The sequence below is a fragment of the Nonomuraea ceibae genome (genome assembly GCF_019396325.1).
In the GTDB taxonomy this organism is placed as follows: Bacteria; Actinomycetota; Actinomycetes; order Streptosporangiales; family Streptosporangiaceae; genus Nonomuraea; species Nonomuraea ceibae.
Genome location: NZ_JAHKRO010000122.1, coordinates 1 through 25,435 on the forward strand (window position 1 = coordinate 1; position 25,435 = coordinate 25,435).

Below are 25,435 nucleotides of genomic sequence, written 5' to 3' on the forward strand. Positions count from 1 at the left end.
GGCCTTGAACTCCGGCGTGAACGAGCGGCGAGGACGCGGCTTCTTCTTCCCCATGCTCTCCATCATGGACATCCTTCCCGGGACGAACCCCTGATCTCGGATGTCCGTCAAACCGGATCAAGCCCAGACACCTTGATACCAGGCGGTGAGGGCGGCCAGCGGTACCCGTTGCGCCAGGCGTTGCTGGACTGGTTGGGATCAATAGCCGACGAAGTCGGTAACGATGCTGAAGCGACGTGGCTCCGCGCTGGCTTCTCTCCTGAGGAGAGCCCGGAATTCATGGCGGTCCGAGCCATCCGTCCAGCGCCTTTCCAGGCCGTGGCCGCGTTCTTTCAAGACGCCAACCTCATCGTCCGGGAGGCCGCCATCGCCGCTGCCATCCCGCTCTTGGACGCCCCGGAACTCACCGGTCATCAAGCCGATCTTGCGCCCATCGTGCGCGGCGTCCTGGCTGCCAGTTCGAACCGGGTTTATCGGCACATCGCGCTATGTGGTCTCGGTACATGGGGCGAAGAGACGGCTTCGCTCGTAGACAGGACGGAGTACTTCAGCGATGAGCCGCCTTTTTGATCAGTAACAGCACTCTCGCGAGTCCGGCGACGGTGATCAGCCACGCTTTTCGGTGAGCCAGGGTGAGGAACGAACCCTGGCTCACCGATCGCCCCCAAGCGCGTATGGCGACCGGCCACCCCGTGGCGATCGAAAGGGCTGCATCTGCGCGGCGGCGCGGCAACCTCGCCCGGTGCGTTCGGTTGGCACGGCGGGGCGGCGTGCGATGCCCGGCCCGGTGTCCTGCCGCCGTCCGGGACCGGCCCCCAGGCCGCACGCCCGGACGGCGGGCGGGCGGAGGGCCGGGGGTGCGGCGGCGCGCCGCGCCGCCGCCTTGATATCTACGGAAGGTCGGCTATCAGCTTGGGGCTGGCGGCGATGGTGGCGTGAGAGGTCATGCTGTGTGGGCTGCCGTCCAGATCGACCACCGTCGCTCCGGCTTCTCGGGCGATGATGACCCCTGCTGCGGTGTCCCAGGGTTTGTTGCTGAGCATGATGTTGGCGTCGATCCTGCCGTCCGCCACCCAGGCGAGGTCGATCGCCGCGGAGCCGAACATTCGCACGCGCTGGACACGTGCGGCCAATTCTTGGGTGAGAGCGAGGCGGGGGCGGTTTCGTTCGTGGGCGTTCTCGCCGACTGCATAGTCGCCGAGGGCCACGATGGCGGTTTCCAGCTCACGGGCTTCGCTGACCTGGATTATGGTCCCGTTGGCTTGGGCGCCGGCTCCTTCGGCTGCCGAGTAGCGGAGGTTGAGAAATGGCAGATCGATCACCCCGAGAGTGGGCACGTTCTTGTCAACGAGGCCGAGAGACGCGCCGCAGAGTGGGATGCCGTGCAGGAAGTTGGCTGTTCCGTCCACCGGGTCCAACGCCCACATCAAACCGTCGCCAGTGTGCGCAATTCCTTTTTCTTCGCCGAGGAATCCGATCTCGGGTGTTTCCTGCGTCAGAAACTCGCGGACGGCTTGCTCAACGGCGTAGCCCACCTCGGTCGCCATGTCGCGGTCGCCCTTGCTGGTGACGACGCCGGGCGCCCGGGTTCTGATGATCTCGCTGGCGATCGAGACGGCTTGTTCGGCGATAGGGAGAAGGGTTCGGGCGTCGATGGTCATATGGGTTTGCTCCGCTCGCACATATCTCTGAACACCTGGTCGAAGACGGGGAACAGCCCCTACGCCGCAGTGTTGTCCTTGATCACAAGTGTCGGTGAGTCGACTCCGCGGGCCTGCGGCAGGTACGGCTGCACCACGCAAAGCATCCGGTCCACGATGAGGATGTTGAAGCGGATCGTCTCGTCGTTGACGTGCAGTTCGAGGCGTTGGGCTGAGGCGGTGTCTAGCCGATCGCGCAGCCTCGTCAGCATGGTGATGTTGAGCGCTGTGAGGGTGGTCAGTGTGCCATCGGTGTAGCCCTCTTCTGCCTAAAGGGCGCGGATCGCCTGGCCGTTCGGGTCGAGGAAGAGGCACCGGCTTCGAGTGCCAGTGTCGAGCAGTCGCTTGAGTTGGTGATCCGGGTAGCTCTGGCACAGGACGTTGAGTGAGAGGCCTGCGGCGTTGATCTCCTCCGCGGTGTCGAACAGGGCCGAGGCGGGGTAGGCGGAGGAGAGGTCTCAAGGACCTCATGGCACGGATGGGACACGACAACGTCCGGGCCGCGATGATCTACCAGCATGCGGTCAGGGGCGCCGACGCGGCGATCACCAACGCCATCAATCGGCAACTCGAAGCACGAGACGATGACGACGAAGAAGGGCCTGCGGGGGTCCTGGTCCCGGCAGGGTGATCATGAGCTGATGGCCCGTGAAGATCGAACCAGCCCAGACATGATCAAGGCCCGGGTCGGGATTCACATCCCCACCTGTGCCTTCACCATGAGAGCGGGTGACGGGAATCGAACCCGCGCTGTCAGCTTGGGAACTCTTTCACGATCACGGCCTCTGAGCAGGGGAACGCTGGCCTGGCCGTATGCCGGTCAAGTACCCGTGAGTCCCCGGGACTTCCCTCTGGTAACCGACCGAACGGGCACGCAACGGGCACGGAATGCCCAACCTGCTGTCTGCAGTTGTCTTGGCCTCGGAGGGAGCAGTAGTGCGAAAATTGATCGATGCGGTACTTCAGCGAGACGGGCTGGACTGCGATCTTCTCCGGGACGGAAACCGAGACCGGACGCATGCGACCGGTGGAGGCATGGCATTCTGCCACTGGGGTGGCGCTGGTAGTGGATCCCCAAAGAGGTGCGCTGCGCCCCGTCACCGACTGGCCGGACTTCTCCCACTTGGAACAGGGAGAGCGCGTTGTGAGCGTCATCCCAGGAGGTGGATGGCGTGCTCACTGGAACGAGGGATACGACGGTACGCCAGTGACTGAGGAAGTTCTTGCTTGGCTGATCCATGCCGATGGCCGAGCCACGCCCATCAGCGTTGAACCTGATGGCGACGTGACCACAGCGGAGTTGGCTGATCGTATTCTCGCGCTCGGACAGGATCTGGACTGAGTCGACTGCCACGCTCGGGCCTGGGACTGTGACCCTGAACTGACCCTTTGCTTGGAGCGGGTGACGGGAATCGAACCCGCGCTGTCAGCTTGGGAATTGCAGGGATCTTGGCTCGTAGACGCGTTGACCTGGAGCTGAGGCCGGCCGTGAGTGACCGTGGTTGACCCCTCGTCACCGCGCTTAATGGCACGCTAATGGCACGGCGGTCAAATGCTCTTTGTTCAACGGAGCGGGAGCGCTCGCACTCTGATGCCTGCGGGGGCAAAGGCCACGATCGCACCCGTAGACAGGTGAGGGTCGAGGACATCAAGGTGGTTAAGGATGATATTCACCAGCTCAGGCGGTCGAAGCTCAAGGATCTCCCGCACAAGCATGACCGAGGGCTTGGTGGTACGGGCCTGAGCCAAAAGCGCGCCGAAGTCTGTATCCGCCGAGACGATGACCCGGTCGTCCGCCATGGCAAGGGCCATGATCGTGGAGTCCGGCGCACTCGTCGCTTGGAGATCGCGCACGTGCACCGCATCGTGACCGGCCTTCGCCAGCAGTTCAGCGACGCGCGGTGACAGGTTCTCATCAATCAGGAAGTTCACGCCGGCTCTCGGAGGCGGTAGAAGTGGACGTTCGTGGAGGCCGCTGCGTATTCCAGCCCCTGCTTGATGTCCTCGCGTTCGAGGTCGGGGTAGTCCGACAAGATCTCATCGAAGGTCCATCCAGCCGCGACAAGCCGTACCACCGTCTCCACGGTGATCCGCAGCCCTCGGATGGTCGGTTTGCCTTCGAGCTTGTCGGGCTCGACAGTGATCCGATCGAAGTTCATGGTGTCTCCCCTCCATCTCGATACTGCCAGCTCGCACCTGTGCTAGCGACCGCGATACCACGGCGACATGAAGAGAGATGAGGAAGATCAAGGAAACGGCCAGTGTCAGAGGCCTGGCTGAGCTTTCTGTGGAGCGGGTGACGGGAATCGAACCCGCGCTGTCAGCTTGGGAACTCTTTCAAGATCATGCCCTCCGACCAGGGAAAACGCTGACCTGGGCATCCGCCCGTCGAGTGACCGTGAGCCCTCGTGACTCCCCGCTGATCGCTCTCCGAACGGGCACGCAACGGGCACGCACTTGCCACTGCCCGTGTGAGCCGCCGATACTTGTGGTGATCCGCTGGCAAGCCCGCCCTCGTACCTGCTTGGTGAGCCGTATGGCGGCGCGGCGGGGCACTGGCGAGGCGAAGGCGTCTTGGAAGTCAGCGGATATCCAACATGCGGATTAAAAGCTCGGCCGATCATGGTTCCATGCCATCTCATCTGGACCAACACCAGCGATTGACCTGCATGAAACTTCGTCGGTGAACGGATGAGAACTGCAACCGGCCATGCGTTCTGACGGATTCCGTCGGCAGTGCCGACGGCTTTACAGGGCGTCGCGCGTGCCGGTCTCACATGGCCACCTACCTGCGGCGGGGCGATATCACCTGCCACATGCCTCGTGATCATTCCGCGCATACTCCGGATCACAAGATGGAATGCGGTGAGCGTTGTCCCACACGAGAGAGTTAGTGCACGCGCCACTCGTCGGCCGGAATGCAGTCGTACATGGTGTTGGCCCAGTCGTTCGGTCGGCCAAATACCAGCCGGGTGAGCAGAACGTCGCCGGCTCGCTGCGGGCGTGGGTATACCCCAAGCTCTTCTGAGCCGATGTCCCCGTCTGGGGTGATCCTTACTTCCCTGCCGGTCTTCTCCAGGTAGGTGCTGAGCTCGGCTGAGAGCTCTGAAGGCGGCCGGCCTACCAGTCGGATCCCATCGAACGAGACCTGGGGCCCGGACAAGGCATCGACAGTTACGCAGGTCAGACCCATAGGGCCGACGTAGTAGCCCTCGATGTCCACTCGGGGGATGCCCGGCGCTTCCTCTCGGTACATGGGAGCGTCTACGGCGCGGAATTGTGTGCGCAACTGCTCAAAGGGGCCGACCTTGCCAACCTGGTAGACGGCCTCGGAGGTGTATCCCTGTGTCTCCATCGCGACGATCGCTTCCTGCAGGCTCATACCGAAGCGCAATGGGCCGACACGCTCAAGTGGCGCGTAGTCCCACTGGTCTCGATCGGATTCGTCTACCACCGTCCACAGGCCATGCCACACTTCCCGGCACTCCTTCGAACTCCGTCGGTTGGATGAAGTTCGCCACCCTATCGGCGTTGGTAGTACGCAGCCCTATCGAGCGCTACTCCTCCGGCAGTTTGGGATGCCTTCCTGCAGGGCGATCAGCCACGTGGCCCAGTGGGCCGGGGCTAAGGAACGAAGCCCCGGACCTTCGATCGCCCCCAAGCGCAAACGGCGACCGGCCATGCAGTGGCGATCGTAGCGCTGCATCTGCGCGGCGGCGTGGCAACCCCGGTCGGTGCGTTCGATTGGTACGGCGGGGCTGGCGTGCGGTGGCCGGCCCGGTTCCCGCCGCCGTCCGGGACCGGCCCCCAGGCCGCACGCCCGGACGGCGGGCGGGCGGAGGGCCGGGGGTACGGCGGCGCGCCGCGCCGCCGCTTGAACAACAAAGTCTTTCGGCAACGGAAGGGAGGGCGGCATGACCAACGCCTCCAAGCGAGCTGCTGACCGCCTTTCTGACCGTCACCGAAGTAGCGGAACGGCTCGGCACCAGTGAGCGGTTCCCCCGGCGGCTCATCGAAGAACGCCGGATCACCTTCGTCCGCCTGGGGCGCGAGGTCCGCATCCCCGAATCCGCGCTCAATGACTTCATCGCGGCGGGACTCGTCCATCCCATCACCACCCGCACATGGAGGGCGGCATGAGCAAGCGACGATTCGGACGCGTTCGGAAACTCCCCTCGGGACGATTCCAGGCGAGATATCCAGGGCCGGACGGTGTGGACCGGACCGCGCCGCACACCTTCCCGACGAAGAAGGAAGCGGAGATCTGGCTGACCAAGAAGGAGGCGGAGCTGCTGGCCGGCGACTGGCTGAACCCAGACCTCGGCAAGGTCAGCTTCAAGGAGTACGGCGCTGCCTGGATCGACGAGCGCCCAGGGCTGCGCCCCAAGACCGTCCAGCTCTACGAGGACCTTCTCCGGATTCACCTCGTTCCGACTTTCGGCAACTGCGCCATGAGCGAGATCAAGGTCGCGAACATCCGGAGGTGGCGCAAGCAGCTTCTGGACAACGGCGTCGAACCGGTCACGGTGGCCAAGGCGTACAGGCTCCTCAAGGCCATCTTCAACACCGCCGTCGAGGACGGGCTGATCAAGTCCAATCCCTGCACGATCAAGAAAGCGGGCAAGGAGGAGTCACCCGAGCGGCCCGTCCTGACCATGAAGCAGGTCTTCACCCTGGCCGGTGCCATCGAGCCGCGATTCCGGATGCTCATCCTGCTCGCCACCTTCGCCAGCCTGCGATGGGGCGAACTGGCCGCACTCCAGCGGAAGAACCTCGACCCGAAGGCGGGGACCATTCGTGTCGTCGGGACCACCACCGAACTCAAAGACGGCTCGGTGACCATCGGCCCTCCCAAGTCGGAAGCAGGCAAGCGCATCGTCAGCATTCCGGCGACACTGCTCCCGGATCTCCGCGAGCACTTGGAGACGTACGCCGAGAAAGGCGAGCACGGCCACGTCTTCGTCGGCCCCAAGGGCGCAAGGCTCCGACGCGCGGACTTCACCCGCGCATGGGCGGCGGCGCTCAAGAAGGCCAAGCTCAGCGGCTTCCACTTCCATGACCTTCGTCACACGGGCAACACCTTCGCCGCACAGTCCGGCGCGACTCTACGGGACCTGATGACCCGCATGGGACACTCGTCCACCCGGGCGGCGTTGATCTACCAGCACACCGCGATGGAGCGAGACCGAGCCATCGCCGACGCTCTCGGCAAGCTCGCCGAGGAGGCACTGAAGCCGGAAGAGCCCGAGCCGGAAGAACAAGATCCAGACGGATCGGGCACGTAACGGGCACGGAAGATCGAAAACGGTGCTAGAAACGATCAGAGCCAGGTCGGGAATCCATCCCTGACCTGGCTTTTCGTTCGGAGAGCGGGTGACGGGAATCGAACCCGCGCTGTCAGCTTGGGAATTGCAGCGATCACGGGCGCTGGACCCCGGGTTGCCTGGTCAACGGAGTTGCCGGGGTGGTCGTGAGTGACCGTGGTTGACCCCTCATTGCCGGGGTTAATGGCACGCTAATGGCACGACCTCAGCCCATGACTTGGGGATTGTTGCGCGCCGCGCGCACCCTGCCCGCCTGATCACCCCGTCTGCCGTCGTCCCGCCCGAAGGGGAAGCGGGCCAGGGCCACGGGTACCAGATGGAGCGCCCCACTGGACGAACGATCTGGTACCCGTGGCCCTGGTCTGCTCGGCTTGTCCCGGGTCGATGGCGGGCGGGGTGATCAGGCTTCCTCCTCAGCCACTCTCGGGCCTCAGGTCTGCGCGGCGATCACCCCGGAGCCAGAGCGGCCCCCGCCGGAGGCTTACGGCTTTCGGAGGAGAGCTGATCGTGTGATCATGTCGCGTTATGGGGATGTTCAACCGCCTACGACTTCCTGATCAGCTTGAGTGCCCCGCTTGTGGGGTGCGGGATCGCTGGTGGCTCCAGTTCCGGTTCGGGGCTCTCACTTTGACGGATTACGAGATCGGCGACCCCGTGGACTGGGCGAGCCGGGGACGAAAGGAAGGGCAGCCAGGGCTCGGGCGCGTTTCGATTCAGGGGACTCTTGAGGAGTGTCCGCGGTGTCGGGCGGACCTTGGACCGGAACGGGAGATCTGGACTATCGAGGTGCGTGGCGATGTCTTCGCGGATGTGGCGGAGGATACGAGCGGCCAGGGCTACTGGCTGGAGTTTTGGCGAGTTGTTGAGGGCTGAGAGCGGCCCGCGCACGTCCGCGCGCGAGAACGGCCCCCAGGCCGCACGCGCAGCGTGCGGGCGTGCGCGGGCCGCGTGGCGGCGCGCAGCGGCGCGCAGCGCCGCCCTTGATACCTACAAGAGCTATTCGGCAATATTCCGGTCGAGCGCCACGGCCTTGCGGGCCTCAGCGATGAGTTCCACGAGGTCGGCCACGAGTTTGGGACTTGCTGCGATGGTCGCGTAAGCGGTCACGCTGTGTGGGCTACCGTCGAGATCAACCACTGTCGCTCCTGCCTCTCGGGCAATGACGACTCCTGCTGCGGTGTCCCACGGGTTATTGCTGAGCATGATGTTGGCGTCGATCCTGCCGTCCGCCACCCAGGCGAGATCGATCGCGGCTGAGCCGAACATCCGGATGCGCTGGACGCGAGCGGCGAGTTCTTGAGTCAGGGCAAGCCGTGGCCGGTTCCGCTCATCGGCGTTGTCCCCTACGGCATAGTCACCGAGGGCCACGATCGCGGTCTGCAACTCGCGGGCGTCGCTCACCTTGATGGCAGATCCGTTGGCGCTAGCGCCAACATTCTCGGCTGCCGAGTAGCGAAGGTTGAGAAACGGCAGGTCGATCAATCCCAGTGCCGGCGTGTCCTTGTCGATCAGCCCGAGAGAGACACCGCAGAGCGGGATGCCGTGCAGGAAGTTGGCGGTTCCATCCACGGGGTCCAGCGCCCACATCAGGCCGTCGCCCATGTGGCTGACGCCTTCCTCCTCGCCGAGGAATCCGATCTCGGGTGTCTCGCGGGACAGGAACTCCCGTACGGCCTGTTCTACGGCGTAGTCCACCTCCGTCGCCATGTCCCGATCGCCCTTGGCCGTGACGACACCGGGAGCTTTGGTACGGATGATCTCGCTGGCGATCGACACGGCTCGTTCGGCGATGGGGAGGAGAGTCCGGGCGTCGATGGTCATACAGATTTGCTCCGCTCCCACATATCCCTGAAAACCTGGTCGAAGATTGGGAACAGCCCTTCTTCAGCGGTGTTGTCCGTGATCACAAACGTAGGTGAATCGACTCCGCGTGCCTGCGGTAGGTACGGCTGGACCACACACAGCGCCCGGTCCACGATGATCAAATTGAATCGGATCGTCTCATCGTAGACGTGGAGTTCAAGGCGCTGGGCCGACGTGGTGTCCAGTCGATCGCGCAACCTGGTGAGCATGCTGATGTTGAGCGCTGTGAGGGTCGTCAGCGTGCTGTCGGTGTAGCCCTCTTCCGCCTCGCGGGCGCGGATCGCCTGGCCCTTCGGGTCGAGGAAGAGGCAGCGGATGCGCGTGCCGGAGTCGAGCAGACGCTTGAGCTGGTGATCGGGGTAGCTCTGGCACAGGATGTTGAGCGAGAGGCCTGCCGCGTTGATCTCCTTCGCGTCGTCGAACAGCGACGAAGCCGGGTAAGCAGAGGAGAAGGCCGAGCGGCTACTGAAGACGGCAGTCACATCAGCCATCTGTGGCAGGGCACAGGCGGCTGCGGGGCCGGCGCTTCTCGCTGGCTCCGGATCTGATCTCTGCGCGGGGATCTCGACGGCGGTCGCGGCGAACAGGTCATGCGCCGACCTGCCCGGGAACATCGCCTCCAAGACACGGCAGTGGCCCGAGTACGGCAAGCCCTTGAGCTCTCCGTTAAGCCAGCGGTGGAGCTGCGCCCGGCTCGGCCAGCCGCCCTGCAACGACGGGTCCACTTTCTTGGCCGCCTTGTCGTACTCCTTACAAAACGTGCTGTACGTCTGCCAATGGCGTTGCGTCAGGAGGGTCTTCAACAGGATCGGCTGGTCAGTCATGATCCGCGCCTCGGGCTGGGGTGCCATATGAGGCCAGATTAGCGACAGAGACGGGCTCGGACGAGACAAAGAGGAGACGAGAAGAAACGAGTCGATCACAGACGGTATCCGGGAGCGATCGAGACGCGACATGTCCTCGGGCAATCCTCGTTGCATGACTGCGCCATGTAGCTCCTGCTCAGGACGGGGCTGGAAGTACGTCAGCCTTCGCCAGAGCGTTGTGGCGGCTGAGTATCCGTCCGACGCCGCCATCGACGAGCGTCACCGGGACGACTGCTGGCGGTGCAACGGGACCGGACAGGCGGGTGCGCTGCTGTGAACATCTACGTCGGCTGCCTCGCTCCTCATGTCGCCCCACCACGGACGGACTGTATGCGCTTGGTATGGCGGGAGACCGCACTGGAGCAGGACTCCCTGCGCGTGATCGCGTACACCTGCGATTGCGAGGACGTGGTCTACGAGCTGTGTCGTGAGGCCGGTCTCTTCTACATCCTCCGGACCGAGCGCCGTGACCGCGTCGTGCAGCGGGTTCACGAGACCTATCGCTGGCGCTACAAGGAAGCGTGTCAAGTCTGGGTCGCCCTTCTCGACGGCGGGGCTCAATAGCCGGGCACGACGGGAGGCGAGTTCAGGGGTGCTGAACCGTCGTGTCTTGGAGCTGGTGGAGGGGCTTGCCGTAGCGCAGTCGGACAGTCCCTCCACCAGTCCGTACGCTCCTATGGCAGAGGGGGCGACAGGCTGTCCAACTCCAACTAGGCTTTACGACAAGTCGAGTTGTTGGATGGTCGTCATGTCCTCTGAAGAGTTCGCGCCACCGAAGTACGCCCAGATCGTGCAGACGATCAGGCAGAAGATCGCGGACGGGACCTATCCGCCTGGCTCTCTGCTGCCCTCTGAGACGCAGCTTGTTCGAGACTTCAAGGTGAGCCGTCCAACGGTCGTACGCGCCCTCCAAGTTCTCCAGCTCCGTGGCGTCATCGAGCGGGAGCATGGCAAGGGCTCCTTCGTGAAGGCGGCTCCACCGGGCGCGTCCAGCCAGAACCCCCGTCCGGGACGGGCCGTCCTGGATCGCGTGGAAGCCGACGAGAACAGCACGGTCATCGACGCTGGACCCGTGGCGGCCTCCGCGGCAGTCGCCAAACTGCTGGACGTGCCGGAGGGATCCACGGTCGTACGGCGCCGTGTTCTCTTCCGCGATGACGAGCGTCCGACAGACCTGTTCACCGTGTGGTGTCCGGTGCATCAGGCTGAGGGAACGCAGCTCGGCGAGGCGGAGCCTCTTCACGCCGGCATCAGAGAACATCTCCGAGAGAGCAAGGGTCTCAAGCTGCAACACGTCGTCGAACGGCTGAGCGCTCGGCACCCCTCGACGGACGAAGCCAAGCTCATGGAGATACGCAAGAGCGCGCCGGTTCTCGGAGTGCTGGCCAGCGTGTTCAACGGCGGCGGACGGCCCGTGCTTGTCGTGGATCTAGTGCTGCCGGGCGATCTTCACGAGTTGGAAGACTCCTACTCGCTCTGATTCAGAACCTGCCCCACAGCTCCCCCATTTCGCAACACTCGGCCTAAGCCGGGACATTCTCCGCATTACTGCTTTCCTTGCTATGTCATGAATTGATCCGGTTCGCCACGTGGCTTATATGCGCATTTCTCCTAGCGCTATAAAGATCTTGAAGAAATCCCGCTAACTCGTGTTGTCAAGTCCCTGAGCTGCGGGTACCTTCATGACAACTCGACAAGACGAGTTAGCGACAAGACGACCAGCTAGGAGAAGCCTCATGGCATTGCAAGGTCCCATCCCCGTCACGTTCGACATGGCCTTCCCGCACGGGTGCTACGTCGTGGGTGAGGTCGAGCCCGTCAAGGACTTCGACGCCTCGACCAACGGGCGCTTCGTCCAGACCCGCGACAAGCAGAGCGGAGAGCTCGTCTGGCAGGTCAGCGTCATGGACGCCGACCCCACGCTCAAGGCGGCTCAGAAGACCGTGTCCGTCAAGATCCTCAGCCCGGTGCAGCCGGTTCCTCCGGCTCCGATGGCCGGGCTGCCGTTCACGCCGGTCGAGTTCGACCACATGACCGCAACGCCCTACGTCAACCAGGCCGGACGGCTGGCGTACTCGATCAAGGTTCGCGAGATGCGTGCTCCTCGTCCGGCCGGGAAGGCGCAGGCCGCTGCGAAGGACGCGGCGTGATGAGGCGGCAGAAGGCTCGTCCGGGCAGCACGATCGCGCTCAAGGTCGGCCAGGGCGCTGACGTGCGGAACCATCCGTATCCGCAGCGCTCACCGGTCCTGGGGCTCGTCTTCGGCGGTACGCAGGTGCTCGTCACCACGTCGGCCACCGATCACGTCACCCTCGACGACGTCGAGTTCGCTCGGACTCTGGCGCGAGAGGCCGCCATGTTCGCCGGAGCGGTGGAGCGCATGTTCCACGGCCTGCCGAACGGGCTGGGGGTGGCGGGTCGATGACGCTCAGCCCGTACACCTACGTCACCGTCTCCATGCGTCCCGACAAGCCGTCGCGGTTCAGCATCGCCTTCTGCTCGGCGGAGCTGCGGGCGCGTGCCTGGCTCGGGGAGAACGGCAAGCCCTGCTTCGACCTCGACACCTCGGACGCCTCGGTGACCGTCTCGACCTCGGGGCCGGTGACCGACGACGACCTGACCGTTGCTCGCACGATCTTCAACGCCGCCGCCCGGTACCTGGCCGACTGCGAGCGACTTCACGGCGGTGAGTCACACGAGGCCAACGACGAGGCGGCCTGATGCTCAGCGGGGCCGCAGGAAGCGGCAACTTCCGGCGGCCCCTCGGTCTTCCGCACACACGCGACATGCATGGAAGGACTTCACCCTAATGTTCAAGAGGATGCCCGGCGACGAGCCGCACCGCATCGTCTCGACCACGCCAGACACGGCGGTGGTCTTCAAACCGGCCGTGGTGCAGACCCCGGCCGTCATCACTCTGGTCATCTTCATCGCCCGGTTCGTGGCCGGCCTCTCCCGGCTGACCTGGCGGCACCCCATCGCTCTGGCGGTGATCGCGGTTCCCGCCGGTCTCTGCCTGGTGTACGGCTGGCGTGCTGCGCTGCTGCTCGTCGTTCCGGCTCTCGTCGCCTTGGCCGCCTGGGCGGTCCTCGACCGGCCGACATTCGTGCGATGGATCGGCTGGCGACTGCTCGCCTTCGCGCGCTGGTTCTGGATCTACCGGCGACACTGGCAGCCGGTCATGACCGTCGCCGGGCTGGCCCGGCACATACGCGGACGGGAGTACGTTCCTCGGCTGGTCAAGGTGACCTCGAACTCCTGGGCCGACAGGCTCACGGTCCGCATGCTCGACGGCCAGGCGGCCAAGGACTGGTCCGACAGGATCGAGAACCTGTCCCACGGCTTCGGGTCGGAGAGTTGCCGGGTGGCGGTGGCCAAGGCCGGTCAGCTCGTGCTGACCTTTCCACGTCACGATCCGCTTGCCACGCCGATGGCTGCGCTTCCCATCCCGGACACACCGACGGTCGGACCGGTCGAGATCGGCAGGCAGGAGGACGGCTCGCCGTGGCTCCTCCGACTGCATGGGACTCATGTCCTCGTCGCTGGGGCCACAGGCGCAGGCAAGGGCTCCATCATCTGGTCGGCGATTCGTGGGCTCATACCCGCGATCCACGCGGGCCTGGTCGAGATCTGGGCGCTCGACCCGAAGCTGATGGAGCTGTCGTACGGCAAGGCTCTCTTCGGCGGACGGTACGCGGCCGATCCTGCCGACTGCGCTGACCTGCTCGACGAGGCGGTGAGCGTCATGCAGAAGCGTGCGGCTCGCTTCGCCGGGGTCCAGCGGTCCCACACACCTACTCTCGACGACCCCTTCGTCCTGGCCGTGGTCGACGAGGTGGCGTTCCTGACCGCCTACCAGTCCGACAGGCAGCTCAGGCAGCGCATCTCCGCTGCTCTGGCCACGCTGACCACTCAGGGACGCGCGGTCGGCGTGGGCGTCCTGGCGGCTCTCCAGGACCCTCGCAAGGAGGTCATGAACATCCGCAACCTCTTCCCGGACAAGATCGCCCTCCGGCTCGACGAGTCGGAGCAGGTGGACATGGTGCTCGGTGACGGCGCACGAGATCGCGGTGCCCTGGCCGACCGCATCTCTCCTCGTCCGGAACGTGGCGCTGGCGTCGGATACGTGCGGCTGGAGGCCAGTCCCGATCCGATCCGCGTCCGCGCCGCGTACGTCTCCGACGACGACATCCGCGCGATGGTCGGTGAGGTCCGATGACACTGGCTCACTTCCTCGACGGCCTTCGCTGCGCTTCGTGCGCCGCGCTGAATGCCCTGTGGCTCGACCCGATGCGTGGCCTGGTCGAGTGCGCCGAGTGCGGACAGACCGCGCTCACGTTCCCCGAGATCGCAGAGGAGGTCCGTTGACCGACCGCAAGACCCCGCGCGCTGTCCGCATGGCCCAGCCGCTCGCCCGCGACGTGGCCGAGGAGATTGCCAAGCTTCACGGCGTCTGCATCCGGCCCGTCGCGCTCAGGCGGCTGGACATGACGACCGGCAAGTCCGAGGTCGTCGATGTCCCGTGCGGCTCACCGCTGGAGAGCAAGTGTCCTCCGTGCGCCAAGCGCAACCGGCAGCTCCGGATGGCGCAGTGCCGGGAGGGATGGCACCTCGATGAGGAGCCGATCATCACGCCCGACGAGGCGACCGATAGGCAGCGCTGCCTCGTCGAGTTCCGGGCCGACATGCAGGCCAAGCGCGACGCGGAGGAAAAGGCCGGCGGCGACACCTCCGACTTGGACGCCGTGCTCACCGGGCTCGACATCGAGATCAACGAGGCCGGGATGCGCGGAAACGTGCTCGGTCGTACAGCGTCCAAGCGCGTCCGCTCCACCAAGCGCCGCCAGGACGCGCCCGACCTGCCCAAGCGGAAGATGGACAGCACGACTCTGGGCCGGACTTTCGAGGCGGCGGACGGCAGGACCTACCGGCCTTCTCTGTTCGTCACCCTCACCCTGCCGAGCTACGGCAAGGTCATGAACGGCGCTCCCGTCGATCCGGACATGTACGACTACGTTCGAGCGGCTCGTGACGCGCTGCACTTCTCCAAGCTCGTGGACCGGTTCGTGCAGAACCTTCGCCGGGTCGCTGGCTATGACGTGCAGTACTTCGCCACGGTGGAGCCTCAGAAGCGGCTCGCTCCGCACCTGCACATGGCCGTCCGGGGCACCCTGCCGCGCGCCGAGATGAAGCAGATCGCGGCGGCCACCTATCACCAGGTCTGGTGGCCTCAAGCGGATGAAGCCCGCTTCGAGGGTGACCGCCTGCCCATCTGGAACGACGGCTACGTGGACCCCGACACGGGCGAGGTCCTGCCCACCTGGGACGAGGCTCTCGACCAGCTCGGCGACGAGCCCATGCACGTGATCCGCTTCGGCGATCAGGTGGACGTGAAAGGGGTGCTCGCCGGGTCGCCGGACGCCGACCAGTGCATCCGGTACCTGTCCAAGTACCTGACGAAGAGCCTCGGCGAGACCTTGGACGGTCAGGCTCAGCGGGAACACGCGGCCCGCTTCGTCGATGCCCTGCGCTACGAGCCGTGTTCACCGACCTGCCCGAACTGGCTTCGGTACGGCGTGCAGCCCAAGAACGCCAAGCCGGGGATGGTTCCCGGTTGCTGCCGGTCCAAGGCCCACAAGCCCGAACACCTCGGCTACGCCGGTCGCCGGGTCCTCGTCTCCCGCAAGTGGAGCAATAAGACGCTCGCCGAACACAAGCAGGACCGCCGTACGTGGGTCCTGGAAGCGCTCGGCCAGGCCGACGAGCCCACCGACCCGCACCGCTACGTCTGGCAACCGGTCAGGCCGGGCGATCCCGAGGTCGCTCCGATCGGCGTCCGGCTCCTCAGGTCCATCGCCGAACGGCAGCGATGGCGCGCCCACCTGAGACGCCTCGAAGAACTTTCGGCAACTCCGCAGGCAGCCTGAGAGGAGGAGATCTTGGACCACCTGTTCACCGTCCCGGAAGCGGCCGAACTGCTCAGCACCTCGGTTCGCTTCGTCCGCCGACTGATCGCCGAACGCCGGATCGAGTTCGTCAAGGTCGGGCGGCACGTCCGCATCCGAGAGTCCGCACTGATCGCCTTCGTCGTCGCCGGGACCGTCGCACCCATGACGACCTTCGACGCAACCGGGAGGGCCGCCTGATGGCGAACAAGGAGAACCACCGTCGTTTCGGCAACATTCGCAAGCTGCCCTCGGGGCGGTTCCAGATCCGCTACCCCGGACCTGACGGGCGCATCAGAACTGGTGAGGAGACCTACGAGCGCAAAGGCGACGCCGACCGGGCGCTGACTCTGATCGAGGGGAAGATTCTCGCCGGGACGTGGACCGACCCCGAGCGGGCCAAGGTCAGGCTCGCAGAGTATTCGACAACCTGGATCGACCAGCGTCCCGGGCTCCGACCGAGGACAATCGATCTCTATCGCTGGCTGCTCAAGAAGCACATCACGCCATATCTCGGCAACGTCTCGCTCGGCAAGCTCTCGACGGCGATGATTCGGCAGTGGCGGGCAGACCTGCTCGGCAAGGGCGTCTCGGTGAGCATGGCGGCAAAGGCGTATCGCCTCCTCCGCGCCGTACTCATGACGGCGGCCGAAGACGACGGGATCATCTCCCGCAACCCGTGCCGGATCCGCGGGGCCGGCGACGAGCACGCCGAAGAGCGACCAGTCCTCTCTGTGGGGCAGGTCTTCGAGTTGGCGGACAAGGTGGGGCGCCGACCAGTGGGCAGCATCCGAGCGCTCAAGAGAGGCGAGGGGCACCGCATCCGATTTCAGCGGCATGGCGAGATGCGGACCTATCCGGAGGTCTTCCCGACACGAGGAGAAGCCGAGCGGGCGCTGTGGCGGATGATCGACACCGGGCAGGCCGACTGCACGCACGATCGGCGCTACCGGGGCTTCGTGCTCCTGGCCACGTTCGCGAGCCTGCGATGGGGCGAGATCACCGCACTGACCCGAGCGGACCTCGACCTCGACGCGGGTACGGTCCGCGTACGCTTGGCCTACGTGGAACGCTCCACCGGGGAACTGGTACTTGGTCCGCCCAAGTCCAAGGCCGGTAGGCGCATCGTCGGTATCCCGCAGGCGATCATCCCCGCCCTGAAGGAGCATCTGCGGCTCTACGTCAAGCCCGAGGCCGGAGCGCTGGTCTTCGCTGGGATCAAGGGCGGCCCCATGCGTCGGAGCGGCTTCAACAAGCTCTCTGGCTGGATGGAGGCCGGCCGAGCGATCGGCGTTCCGGAACTGCACTTCCATGATCTCCGTCACACGGGAAACATGATCGCAGCGGACTCGGGCGCGGGTCTCAAGGACCTCATGGCACGCATGGGACACGACAACGTCCGCGCCGCGATGATCTACCAGCACGCCGTCCGGGGCGCGGACAAGCTGATCACCGAAGCCATCGACAAGCACCTCATCGGGCACGAACGGGCACGCGACGAGGACGACGACAACCCGCCTGGCCTGCTGGTTCCCACCGGGTGATCACAAGCCCTAATGGCACGCTAATGGCACGCAGAGATCAACAGCCCTAGGACAAACCAAAGCCCAGGTACCGAACCCTCGGTCTACCTGGGCTTTCACACTGAGAGCGGGTGACGGGAATCGAACCCGCGCTGTCAGCTTGGGAAGCTGATGTTCTGCCATTGAACTACACCCGCGTACGGCCCGAAGCCGCGGCCACCACTGTACCGGAAACCGCACCCACTTCACCAAGCCAACCGAGCCCCAGTTTCGAGCCTCACTTTGGATCACCAGGTAAGTTTGCTGACCGTGCTGCTATCTGACCGCGACATCCTGGCCGAGATCGACTCCGGGCGGCTCGCGCTGGACCCGTTCGATCGTGACATGATCCAACCGTCCAGCATCGACGTCCGGCTTGACCGCTTTTTCCGGGTGTTCGAGAACCACAGGTATCCGCACATCGATCCCAGTGTCGAGCAGCCTGACTTGACGCGGGTGGTCGAGCCGTCGGGGGACGAGCCGTTCATCCTGCATCCGGGCGAGTTCGTGCTCGCCTCCACCTACGAAGTGATCACGCTGCCCGACGACCTGGCGTCCAGGCTGGAGGGCAAGAGTTCGCTGGGCCGCCTGGGTCTGCTCACGCATTCGACGGCCGGCTTCATCGATCCGGGGTTCAGCGGGCACGTCACGCTGGAGCTGTCCAACGTGGCCACGTTGCCGATCAAGCTGTGGCCGGGGATGAAGATCGGGCAGCTCTGCGTGTTCAGGCTCAGCTCTCCGTCGGAGTTCCCGTACGGGTCGGAGAAGTACGGGTCCCGTTATCAGGGGCAGCGTGGGCCGACTCCGTCGCGGTCGTTCCGCAACTTTCATCGCACCCGGATCTAGCCCCGCCTGTGTGACAAAAAGGCACTCAAAGTACTCTGGGCCGCGGTGTCGTACAGCATACGGAGGGTAGCGACTAGGAGAAGGGGACATGAAGTTCGCATTTTGCCTGGTAAGCCGTACCCTCTTCCACGGACCATCCCCGCACATCTGGAGAACGACGTGCGCCTGCGTCTCACGCCACGTGAGGACAGCTACTATGACCTGTTCGCCGACTCGGCGAACAACCTGGTCACAGCATCACGCCTGCTCGTAGAGATCATCAGCGACGGCTCGGACCGGGAGGCCCTGGCCGAGAAGATGCGCGCCTGCGAGCACGCCGGGGACGAACGCACCCACGCGATCATGAACCGGCTCAACGAGAGTTTCATCACTCCCTTCGACCGCGAGGACATCTACCGGCTGGCCTCCAACCTCGACGACGTGATGGACGCCATGGAGGCGGCGTCGGACCTCATCGTCCTCTACCAGATCGATCATCTCCCCAAAGATGTCGTCCGGCAGGTGGAGGTCCTGGAGCGGGCCGCCGAGCTGACCGCCGAGGCCATGCCGAGGCTGCGCTCGATGAAGAACCTCAACGAGTACTGGATCGAGGTCAACCGCCTGGAGAACCAGGGCGACCAGGTCTACCGCCGGCTGCTGGCCAAGCTTTTCAGCGGCGAGTACGACGCGCTGACGGTGATGAAGATGAAGGAGGTCATCGACGCCCTGGAAGAGGCGGCCGATGCCTTCGAGCACGTGGCCAACACGATCGAGTCGATCGCGGTCAAGGAAAGCTAACTCAGTGGACCTCACGCTCGCCCTCGTCATCGGCGTGGTCGTCGTCGCCCTGGTGTTCGACTACACCAACGGCTTCCACGACGCGGCCAACGCCATCGCGACCTCAGTCTCCACCCGGGCCCTCACGCCCAGGGCGGCGCTGTTCATGGCGGCGGCGATGAACTTCATCGGTGCTCACCTCGGCACCCAGGTCGCGCAGACCGTCGGCAAAGGAATCATCGACGCGCCTGACGGCACACATGGACTGGTGATCGTGGCGGCCGGCCTGATCGGCGCGATCGTCTGGAACCTCATCACCTGGTACTTCGGCCTGCCCTCTTCCTCCAGCCACGCGCTGATCGGCGGTCTCATCGGCTCGGCCCTGGCTTCGGCCAGCGTCGTGCACTGGGAGGGCGTCGTGGCCAAAGTCGTCATCCCCATGATCATCTCACCGCTCGTCGGCTTCTCGCTGGCGGCCGGGATCATGATCGCAATCTACTGGATCTTCAGGAACGCGCAACCGGGCAAGGCCAACCGGGGCTTCCGCTACGCGCAGACGGTCTCGGCCGCGGCGATGGCGCTCGGCCACGGCCTCCAGGACGCGCAGAAGACGATGGGCGTCATCTTCCTGGCGCTGGTCGTCGGCGGTTACGCCGCTCCTGCCGACCCCATCCCGCAGTGGGTCATCCTGGCCGCCGCGGGCGCGATCTCGCTCGGCACGTACGCGGGTGGCTGGCGGATCATGCGGACGCTGGGCCGCCGCATCATCGCCCTCGACCCGCCGCAGGGCTTCGCCGCGGAAGCCGCCGCGTCGACGGTGCTGTACGGCGCGGCGATCGGGTTCGGGGCGCCGATCTCCACCACGCACACGATCACCTCGGCGATCATGGGCGTGGGTTCGACCAAGCGGCTGTCGGCGGTGCGGTGGGGTGTGGCGGGCAACATCGTGACCGCCTGGGTTCTCACGATTCCGGCAGCGGCTCTGGTGGCTGCTCTGTCGTACTACGCGCTGCACTTCCTGGTGGAGTAGCGGCGTACATCACGTCGACGTCCCAGCGGCTGAAGCCAAGGGACTCGTACAGCCTGATCGCGGCCGTGTTGGCCTCGTCCACGTAGAGCATGGCCTGGGCGAGGCCGCGCGAGCGCAGGTGGGCCAGGCCGGCCAGGGTGAGCGCCTTGCCCAGGCCGGTGCCCTGCTGGGAGGGGTCGACGCCGACGACGTAGACCTCGCCCAGCGGCTCGTGGCCGTGCTCCTGGTGCTCGTCGGAGCCGTGGATCTTGGTCCAGTGGAATCCGGCGAGCCGGTCGCCGCGGAAGGCCAGGAAGAACCCTTCGGGGTCGAACCACGGCTCCCGCTCGCGCAGCAGCAGGTCGTCCATCGTCCACGCGCCCTGTTCGGGGTGGTGGGCGAAGGCCGCGGAGTTCACCTTCAGCCAGGCTTCCTCGTCCTGTCCCGGGACGAACGTCCGTACGCTGACGCCCTCCGGCACCTCGTACGGGGCCAGCGGCGCGAACAGGGAGCGGCGCATCTGCCAGAGCGAGCGCGCCCGTTCGAGGCCGGAGGAGGCCGCCAGCGCCTCCGCGCCCGGGTGGTCGCCGTGCGCCCACAGCCGCAGCCTGCCGCCCGTCAGGTCGAGCACGGCGCGCAGCAGCCGCGCGCCGTGGCCGCGGCGGCGCTGGGCGGGGTGGATGACGAGCTCGCCGCTGGGCCCCTCGACCTCGTCGGTGGGGTCGACGTGGGCGTAGCCGGCCAGGGCGGCGCCGTCGTAGAGCAGGAGGGAGCGGGCCCTCGGATCGCCGCCGTAGCGCAGGTGGAGCATCACGTGCTCGTTCAGCGGGCGGACGCCGTCGGTCTCGGTCGCCGCCTCGACGACGGACAGCACCCCGGCGATTTCCTGGTCATCAAGCCGTTCCCGGACTTTCACACTCTCGCTCACAGATCGAACTCTAGGCGTACGACTGGCAAATGACGCCATGTCCGGGCGCGATGAATCGTTACCTTTGCGCCATTGGCTGCATGGCTTGCGGACGTATGTTCTTGGGCCATGACGTCCCGTTCCCTCCTCCGGCTCACGATGGCCGGAGCCGTCGCCGCAGGCGGCGTCCTGCTCGCCGGCCTCCCGGCGGACGCGAGCAAGGCACCGAGGACCGTTCCGGTCCGGTTGCTCGCTCTCAACGACTTCCACGGCCACCTCGAACCGCCGACCGGGTCCTCCGGGCGGATGGTCGACGAGCACGGCGCCACGGTCGAGGCCGGCGGCGCGGCGTACGTGGCGACGCACATGAAGGCCCTGGCCGACGGCAACACGATCGCGGTCGCCCAGGGTGACCTGATCGGGGCCACGCCGCTGCTCTCGGCCGCCTACCACGACGAGCCGTCGGTGGAGTTCCTGGGCAAGCTCGGGCTGGACGTGGCGGCGGTGGGCAACCACGAGTTCGACGAGGGCTACGCCGAGCTGCGGCGCATCATGAAGGGCGGCTGCCACCCGGTGGACGGCTGCTCCCCCGCCGGGCCGTGGAAGGGCGCGACGTTCGACTACGTGGGCGCCAACGTGCTGTTCAAGAACCGGGACGAGCGGACCGACGCGCTCGCCGCCCTCGGCGACAGCAGCAGGTTCGGCGAGCTGCTGAAGGACTGGGGCGTGCCCGCGCTGCCGCCGGTCAGCGTGAAGTGGATGAACGGCGTGCCGATCGGCTTCATCGGCCTGGTCACGAAGACGACGCCGAACATCGTCACCGCCGAGGGCATCAAGGATCTCAAGTTCGTCGACGAGGTCAAGGCCGCGAACGTGGCTTCCAGGCTGCTCCGGCTGGTGGGCGTGAAGGCCCAGGTCGTGCTCGTGCACGAGGGCGACCAGGTGACGGCGGGCCGGTCGCCCGACGCCTGCGCCGCGATCCCGGGCGCCGGCAACCGCATCGCCACGCAGGTGGACCCCGAGATCGACCTGGTGCTCAGCGGCCACTCGCACCAGGCGTACAAGTGCGTGGTCAAGGACCCGGCGGGGCGTGACCGGCTCTACTCGCAGGGCGGCTCGTTCGGGCGCGTGATCACGCAGGTGGACCTGAAGGTGGACGTGCGGACGCGGGACGTCGACCGCTCCTCGGTCGTGGCGGACAACCACGTGGTGACCCGGACGGTCGCCCCGGATGCCGAAATTTCGGCGTTCGTGCAGACGTGGAAGGACCGGGTCGCCCCGGTCGCCAACCGGCCCGTCGGCACGATCACCGCCGACATCACCAACGCCGCCGCCCCGTCCGGCGAGTCCGCGCTCGGCAACCTCATCGCCGACGCCCAGCTCGCCGCCACCCGGGAGGGCGGCAACGCGCAGATCGCGCTGATGAACCCGGGCGGCGTGCGCGCCTCCCTGTCGTACGCGAGCTCCCCGGCGGGCGAGGGCGACGGGACGGTCACGTACGGCGAGGCGTTCACCGTGCAGCCGTTCAACAATCTCATGCAGGTCGTCACGCTGACCGGCGCCCAGCTCAAGACCGTGCTGGAGCAGCAGTTCACCGGCGGGCCGAACAACCAGGCGTTCACCAAGATCCTGCAGCCCTCGGCGAACCTGACCTACACCTACAGCACCGGCGCCGCCTGGGGCGCCAAGGTGTCCGACATCAAGATCGACGGGGTGCCGGTGACCGACACGCAGGCGATCCGGGTGGCGGCCAACAACTTCCTGGTCGGCGGCGGTGACGCGTTCCAGGCGTTCACCGAGGGCACCGACCTGTGGAGCGGGCCGCTCGACATCGACGCGTTCGTCGCCTACCTGGGGCAGAACAACCCGATCGCGCCCCCCGCAACCAACCGGATCACGGTGACGGGTTAGGACGCAGCGGAAGGCGGACCACGAACCGGGTGCCCGGCTCGTGGTCCGCGACCGTGATGGCGCCGCCGTGCCGGGTGACGATCTCGCGGGTGAGCGCCAGCCCCAGGCCGCTGCCGCCCCGGTCCCTGGTGCGGCCCGCCTCCAGCCGGGTGAACCGCTCGAAGACGCGCTCGCGGTCCTCGGGCGCGATGCTGTCGCCGTCGTTGGTGACGGTGACGACGACGTGCTCGCCGTCCAGCGATACGTCCAGGTCGACGCGGGTGTCGGCGTGCCGTACGGCGTTGTCCAGCAGGTTCGTCAGCACGCGGTCGAGCTGCGTCTGGGAGCCGAGGACGGGCGCGGGCGCGCACGGCCGCATGCGGACGGGCACGCGGCCGGTGCGGCGGCGCTCCGCCTGGTCCCGCGCCAGGTCGCAGAGGTCGACGGTGGAGCGGGGCGCCACGGCCCCGGCGTCCAGGCGGGCCAGCATGAGCAGCTCGTCGATGATGGCCGCGAGCCGGTCCGTCGCCGCCATCGCGCGCATGCCCGTGTCGTACCAGTCGGTCTCCTCCGGGTACGCGGTCGCGTAGTCGAGCTGCGTGCGCAGGGCGGCGATCGGGCTGCGCAGCTCGTGCGAGGCGTCGGCGACGAAGCGGCGCTGGGTCTCGGCCGAACGTTCGAGCCGGTCGAGCGTGCTGTTGGTGGTGACGGCCAGCCTGGTGATCTCGTCACCCGTGTCGGGCACGGGGACGCGGCGGCTGAGATCCCGGCCGGTGATGGCGGCGAGCCGGGCCCGGATGTGCTCCACCGGACGCAGCGCGAGCCCGACCGTGAACCAGGTGATGAGCCCGATGATGAGCAGCACCAGCGGGGTGCCGACGAAGACGATGCCGTAGATCCACTTCAGCGCCCGGTTCACGTCGCCGAGCGACGCCGCCCCGTACACCGTGACCGGGCCTGACGGGCTGCGCACGGTCATCGCCATGACGCGGTAGTCGCCGCCGGGATCGACGTGCGGCGGCAGGCCGGTGATGTTGCGGTCGACGGCGTAGACGTGCTCCGGCTCGGGCGGGTCGAACCCGGTCACCAGGCGCCGCTGCCCCAGCCTGCCCGCCGACAGCACCCGGCCGTCGGCCCCGACCACCTGCACGAACTGGATCCGGGCCGGGACCTCGATCTTCGGTTTGAGCGTGCCCAGGCGCGCGTCGCTGGCGGTGCGGCGCACGGCCAGCTCGACCCTGGCGTCCACCTGGTCACGCAGATTGTCGGGCACGGTGACCACGGCGACCGCGGACGACGTGCCGAAGATCAGCGCCCCGACCAGCACCGCGATCGTCGTCAGACGCCCGCGGATCGAGCGAGGTATGAGCACGTCCGACCCCTACCCTGAACCGGACATTCATGACGTTCGACAGCGTTCCCGCCACAAATACCACCGCCCAGCGAGTGGGAAGCAGGAGGACGGCGGGCGGGATGGGGCACGGGGTTTCGCTCCTCGCGATTCCGCTGCGGGCGTGGGCCCCTGGGCGGGGCGGGGGCGGGCGGGCACAGTGGGGTCCCATGGACGTATTGCTGCTGGGCGGGACCGAGTTCGTGGGCCGGGCGTTCGTCGAGGAGGCCCAGGCGCTCGGCTGGCGGGTGACGATGTTCAATCGGGGCACGCACGAGCCGCCCCCAGGGGTGACGGCGCTGCGCGGCGACCGCACGCGGGAGGGCGGGCTGGAGGCGCTGGCGCGCGGCGAGTGGGACGTGGTGGTCGACACGTGGTCGTGGGCCCCGTCGGCGGTGCGCGAGTCCGCGGCGCTGCTGGCCGGCCGGGCGGGCCATTACGTGTACGTGTCGAGCCGTTCGGTCTACGCGCCGCCGGTGCCCTACGGGGCCGACGAGAGCGCGCCGCTGGTGGAGGCCGGCGACGAGGGCTACGCCGCGATGAAGGCGGGCGGCGAGGAGGGCGCGACGGCGGCGTTCGGCGACCGGGCGCTGCTGGCGCGGGCGGGCCTGATCCTGGGCCCGTACGAGAACATCGGCAGGCTGCCGTGGTGGCTGACGAGGATCGCCAGGGGCGGCCCGGTGCTCGCGCCGGGCCCGCGTGACCTGGGCGTCCAGTACGTCGACGCGCGTGACCTGGCGCGCTGGTGCCTCGATGCGGCGGGGCGCGGGATCGGCGGCGCGTTCGACGTGGTGAGCCCGCCCGGGTTCACCACGATGGCGGAGCTGCTGGAGACGGCCGTGCGGGTGACCGGGTCGGACGCGGAGCTGCGCTGGGTGGACGCGGAGACGATCCTGGCGGCCGGGGTGCGGCCGTGGACCGATCTGCCGATCTGGCTGGTGGGCGAGGATCACGCGTTCATGCACGGGGGTGACGTGTCCAAGGCCGTGGCGGCGGGGCTGAGGGTGCGGCCGGTGGCGGAGACGGTGGCCGACACGTGGGAGTGGCTGCGGAGCATCGGCGGCCGGGCCCCGATGCGCCCGGATCGTCCCTCGGTGGGGCTGGATCCGGCCGTGGAGGCCAGGCTGCTCAACAGGTGAGGGGCGGGGAGGGTCAGCGTTCGGCCCGGCCCTTGGCGAGGTCGTAGAGGGCGGCGGCCAGGGCGACGCCGACGAAGGCCAGCACGACGAGGAGCCCGTGCCTGAAGGCGGCGGGCCAGCCGTCGCGCAGCGACCCGAAGAAGACCGACCCGGCGGCGGCGATGCCGATCGACGAGCCGAGCCGCTGCCCGGTCTGCAGCACCCCGGCGGCGCTGCCGCCGGCGGGCGGGGGGACCTC

28 protein-coding genes, 1 tRNA gene and 2 pseudogenes are annotated in these 25,435 nt (G+C 66.7%); 20 read left to right on the forward strand and 11 right to left on the reverse strand.

Features of this window, described 5'->3' with window-relative positions; all coding sequences use genetic code 11:
• The first annotated feature begins 168 nt into the window (after positions 1 to 168).
• Complete coding sequence (locus KME80_RS41830) at positions 169 to 570, forward strand: hypothetical protein (RefSeq protein WP_219516803.1); 402 nt, start codon at positions 169 to 171, stop codon at positions 568 to 570.
• Between the two features lie 320 nt (positions 571 to 890).
• Here the strand turns inward: KME80_RS41830 and KME80_RS41835 are convergent, their stop codons facing one another.
• Together KME80_RS41835 and KME80_RS51185 are read right to left on the reverse strand one after the other, a co-directional pair.
• Positions 891 to 1,661, reverse strand: a complete 771-nt coding sequence (locus KME80_RS41835; RefSeq protein WP_219516805.1) for an inositol monophosphatase family protein — start codon at positions 1,659 to 1,661, stop codon at positions 891 to 893.
• Between the two features lie 59 nt (positions 1,662 to 1,720).
• Positions 1,721 to 2,140: pseudogene (locus KME80_RS51185) on the reverse strand (DUF5919 domain-containing protein); the annotation flags it as partial.
• A 38-nt stretch (positions 2,141 to 2,178) separates the two neighbouring features.
• Here KME80_RS51185 and KME80_RS41850 point away from each other — a divergent pair.
• Together KME80_RS41850 and KME80_RS41855 are read left to right on the forward strand one after the other, a co-directional pair.
• Positions 2,179 to 2,331 (forward strand): hypothetical protein, encoded by a 153-nt coding sequence (locus KME80_RS41850; protein ID WP_219516807.1) that lies wholly within the window; start codon positions 2,179 to 2,181, stop codon positions 2,329 to 2,331.
• A 321-nt stretch (positions 2,332 to 2,652) separates the two neighbouring features.
• On the forward strand, positions 2,653 to 3,042 hold the full coding sequence (locus KME80_RS41855) for a hypothetical protein (protein WP_219516808.1): 390 nt from the start codon (positions 2,653 to 2,655) through the stop codon (positions 3,040 to 3,042).
• A gap of 221 nt (positions 3,043 to 3,263) precedes the next feature.
• Here KME80_RS41855 and KME80_RS41860 read toward each other — a convergent pair whose 3' ends face one another.
• The 3 genes from KME80_RS41860 to KME80_RS41870 all read right to left on the reverse strand — a co-directional run bounded on the left by KME80_RS41860 (position 3,264) and on the right by KME80_RS41870 (position 5,175).
• Entirely contained in the window at positions 3,264 to 3,632 is a 369-nt protein-coding gene (locus KME80_RS41860; RefSeq protein WP_188195486.1) for a DUF5615 family PIN-like protein, read from the reverse strand.
• Positions 3,629 to 3,859 carry a DUF433 domain-containing protein gene (locus tag KME80_RS41865; RefSeq protein ID WP_103961631.1) on the reverse strand — a complete coding sequence of 77 codons (231 nt, stop codon included), beginning with the start codon at positions 3,857 to 3,859 and terminating at the stop codon, positions 3,629 to 3,631. The genes KME80_RS41860 and KME80_RS41865 overlap by 4 nt, the downstream gene beginning before the upstream one ends.
• A 731-nt stretch (positions 3,860 to 4,590) precedes the next feature.
• Positions 4,591 to 5,175 (reverse strand): hypothetical protein, encoded by a 585-nt coding sequence (locus KME80_RS41870; RefSeq protein ID WP_219516810.1) that lies wholly within the window; start codon positions 5,173 to 5,175, stop codon positions 4,591 to 4,593.
• A gap of 476 nt (positions 5,176 to 5,651) precedes the next feature.
• Between KME80_RS41870 and KME80_RS41875 the strand changes: the two genes are divergently transcribed.
• Entirely contained in the window at positions 5,652 to 5,840 is a 189-nt protein-coding gene (locus KME80_RS41875) for an excisionase family DNA-binding protein (protein ID WP_246646644.1), read from the forward strand.
• Positions 5,837 to 6,985, forward strand: coding sequence for a tyrosine-type recombinase/integrase (locus KME80_RS41880; protein WP_219516815.1), 1,149 nt, complete (start codon positions 5,837 to 5,839; stop codon positions 6,983 to 6,985). The genes KME80_RS41875 and KME80_RS41880 overlap by 4 nt, the downstream gene beginning before the upstream one ends.
• 1,035 nt (positions 6,986 to 8,020) lie before the next feature.
• On the opposite strand, the gene KME80_RS41885 is transcribed toward KME80_RS41880, so the two are convergent.
• Both KME80_RS41885 and KME80_RS41890 read right to left on the reverse strand, forming a co-directional pair.
• Positions 8,021 to 8,845 (reverse strand): inositol monophosphatase family protein, encoded by an 825-nt coding sequence (locus tag KME80_RS41885; RefSeq protein ID WP_219516826.1) that lies wholly within the window; start codon positions 8,843 to 8,845, stop codon positions 8,021 to 8,023.
• Positions 8,842 to 9,711, reverse strand: a complete 870-nt coding sequence (locus tag KME80_RS41890) for a DUF5919 domain-containing protein (RefSeq protein ID WP_219516828.1) — start codon at positions 9,709 to 9,711, stop codon at positions 8,842 to 8,844. The genes KME80_RS41885 and KME80_RS41890 overlap by 4 nt, the downstream gene beginning before the upstream one ends.
• 315 nt (positions 9,712 to 10,026) lie before the next feature.
• On the opposite strand from KME80_RS41890, the gene KME80_RS41895 reads away from it, so the two are divergent.
• The 10 genes from KME80_RS41895 to KME80_RS41940 all read left to right on the forward strand — a co-directional run bounded on the left by KME80_RS41895 (position 10,027) and on the right by KME80_RS41940 (position 17,242).
• Positions 10,027 to 10,317, forward strand: coding sequence for a hypothetical protein (locus KME80_RS41895; RefSeq protein ID WP_219516836.1), 291 nt, complete (start codon positions 10,027 to 10,029; stop codon positions 10,315 to 10,317).
• Between the two features lie 184 nt (positions 10,318 to 10,501).
• Positions 10,502 to 11,233, forward strand: coding sequence for a GntR family transcriptional regulator (locus tag KME80_RS41900; protein WP_246646640.1), 732 nt, complete (start codon positions 10,502 to 10,504; stop codon positions 11,231 to 11,233).
• A gap of 256 nt (positions 11,234 to 11,489) precedes the next feature.
• The gene (locus KME80_RS41905; RefSeq protein ID WP_219516840.1) at positions 11,490 to 11,903 is read left to right on the forward strand and encodes a plasmid replication, integration and excision activator; all 414 of its coding nucleotides are present in this window, start codon (positions 11,490 to 11,492) and stop codon (positions 11,901 to 11,903) included.
• The gene (locus KME80_RS41910; protein WP_219516841.1) at positions 11,903 to 12,178 is read left to right on the forward strand and encodes a hypothetical protein; all 276 of its coding nucleotides are present in this window, start codon (positions 11,903 to 11,905) and stop codon (positions 12,176 to 12,178) included. Before KME80_RS41905 ends, KME80_RS41910 begins: the two co-directional genes overlap by 1 nt.
• Positions 12,175 to 12,474 (forward strand): hypothetical protein, encoded by a 300-nt coding sequence (locus tag KME80_RS41915; RefSeq protein ID WP_219516843.1) that lies wholly within the window; start codon positions 12,175 to 12,177, stop codon positions 12,472 to 12,474. Before KME80_RS41910 ends, KME80_RS41915 begins: the two co-directional genes overlap by 4 nt.
• An 88-nt stretch (positions 12,475 to 12,562) precedes the next feature.
• Positions 12,563 to 13,972 (forward strand): FtsK/SpoIIIE domain-containing protein, encoded by a 1,410-nt coding sequence (locus KME80_RS41920; protein WP_219516851.1) that lies wholly within the window; start codon positions 12,563 to 12,565, stop codon positions 13,970 to 13,972.
• The gene (locus KME80_RS41925) at positions 13,969 to 14,121 is read left to right on the forward strand and encodes a hypothetical protein (protein ID WP_219516852.1); all 153 of its coding nucleotides are present in this window, start codon (positions 13,969 to 13,971) and stop codon (positions 14,119 to 14,121) included. The genes KME80_RS41920 and KME80_RS41925 overlap by 4 nt, the downstream gene beginning before the upstream one ends.
• 29 nt (positions 14,122 to 14,150) lie before the next feature.
• Positions 14,151 to 15,680 carry a replication initiator gene (locus tag KME80_RS41930; RefSeq protein WP_219516923.1) on the forward strand — a complete coding sequence of 510 codons (1,530 nt, stop codon included), beginning with the start codon at positions 14,151 to 14,153 and terminating at the stop codon, positions 15,678 to 15,680.
• Positions 15,681 to 15,692: 12 nt separating this feature from the next.
• On the forward strand, positions 15,693 to 15,899 hold the full coding sequence (locus KME80_RS41935; protein ID WP_246646641.1) for a helix-turn-helix domain-containing protein: 207 nt from the start codon (positions 15,693 to 15,695) through the stop codon (positions 15,897 to 15,899).
• Positions 15,899 to 17,242 (forward strand): tyrosine-type recombinase/integrase, encoded by a 1,344-nt coding sequence (locus tag KME80_RS41940; protein WP_219516860.1) that lies wholly within the window; start codon positions 15,899 to 15,901, stop codon positions 17,240 to 17,242. The genes KME80_RS41935 and KME80_RS41940 overlap by 1 nt, the downstream gene beginning before the upstream one ends.
• Before the next feature lie 105 nt (positions 17,243 to 17,347).
• Here KME80_RS41940 and KME80_RS41945 read toward each other — a convergent pair.
• A tRNA-Gly gene (locus KME80_RS41945) sits at positions 17,348 to 17,418 on the reverse strand.
• A gap of 112 nt (positions 17,419 to 17,530) precedes the next feature.
• Here KME80_RS41945 and dcd point away from each other — a divergent pair.
• The 3 genes from dcd to KME80_RS41960 all read left to right on the forward strand — a co-directional run bounded on the left by dcd (position 17,531) and on the right by KME80_RS41960 (position 19,892).
• Entirely contained in the window at positions 17,531 to 18,106 is a 576-nt protein-coding gene (gene dcd, locus KME80_RS41950) for a dCTP deaminase (protein ID WP_219516870.1), read from the forward strand.
• Between the two features lie 159 nt (positions 18,107 to 18,265).
• The gene (locus KME80_RS41955) at positions 18,266 to 18,883 is read left to right on the forward strand and encodes a DUF47 domain-containing protein (protein ID WP_219516885.1); all 618 of its coding nucleotides are present in this window, start codon (positions 18,266 to 18,268) and stop codon (positions 18,881 to 18,883) included.
• Between the two features lie 4 nt (positions 18,884 to 18,887).
• The gene (locus tag KME80_RS41960) at positions 18,888 to 19,892 is read left to right on the forward strand and encodes an inorganic phosphate transporter (protein WP_219516887.1); all 1,005 of its coding nucleotides are present in this window, start codon (positions 18,888 to 18,890) and stop codon (positions 19,890 to 19,892) included.
• Here KME80_RS41960 and mshD read toward each other — a convergent pair.
• A complete protein-coding gene (gene mshD, locus KME80_RS41965; RefSeq protein ID WP_308126145.1) occupies positions 19,825 to 20,799 on the reverse strand; it encodes a mycothiol synthase in 975 nt (324 codons plus the stop codon). The two genes, KME80_RS41960 and mshD, sit on opposite strands and share 68 nt — an antisense overlap.
• A 108-nt stretch (positions 20,800 to 20,907) precedes the next feature.
• Here mshD and KME80_RS41970 point away from each other — a divergent pair, with 108 nt between their 5' ends.
• Positions 20,908 to 22,689, forward strand: a complete 1,782-nt coding sequence (locus KME80_RS41970; RefSeq protein ID WP_219516898.1) for a bifunctional metallophosphatase/5'-nucleotidase — start codon at positions 20,908 to 20,910, stop codon at positions 22,687 to 22,689.
• On the opposite strand, the gene KME80_RS41975 is transcribed toward KME80_RS41970, so the two are convergent.
• Positions 22,673 to 24,040, reverse strand: a complete 1,368-nt coding sequence (locus KME80_RS41975; RefSeq protein WP_219516906.1) for a sensor histidine kinase — start codon at positions 24,038 to 24,040, stop codon at positions 22,673 to 22,675. The two genes, KME80_RS41970 and KME80_RS41975, sit on opposite strands and share 17 nt — an antisense overlap.
• 188 nt (positions 24,041 to 24,228) lie before the next feature.
• Between KME80_RS41975 and KME80_RS41980 the strand changes: the two genes are divergently transcribed.
• On the forward strand, positions 24,229 to 25,197 hold the full coding sequence (locus tag KME80_RS41980) for an NAD-dependent epimerase/dehydratase family protein (protein WP_219516915.1): 969 nt from the start codon (positions 24,229 to 24,231) through the stop codon (positions 25,195 to 25,197).
• Positions 25,198 to 25,210: 13 nt separating this feature from the next.
• Here the strand turns inward: KME80_RS41980 and KME80_RS41985 are convergent.
• Positions 25,211 to 25,435: pseudogene (locus KME80_RS41985) on the reverse strand (MFS transporter); the annotation flags it as partial.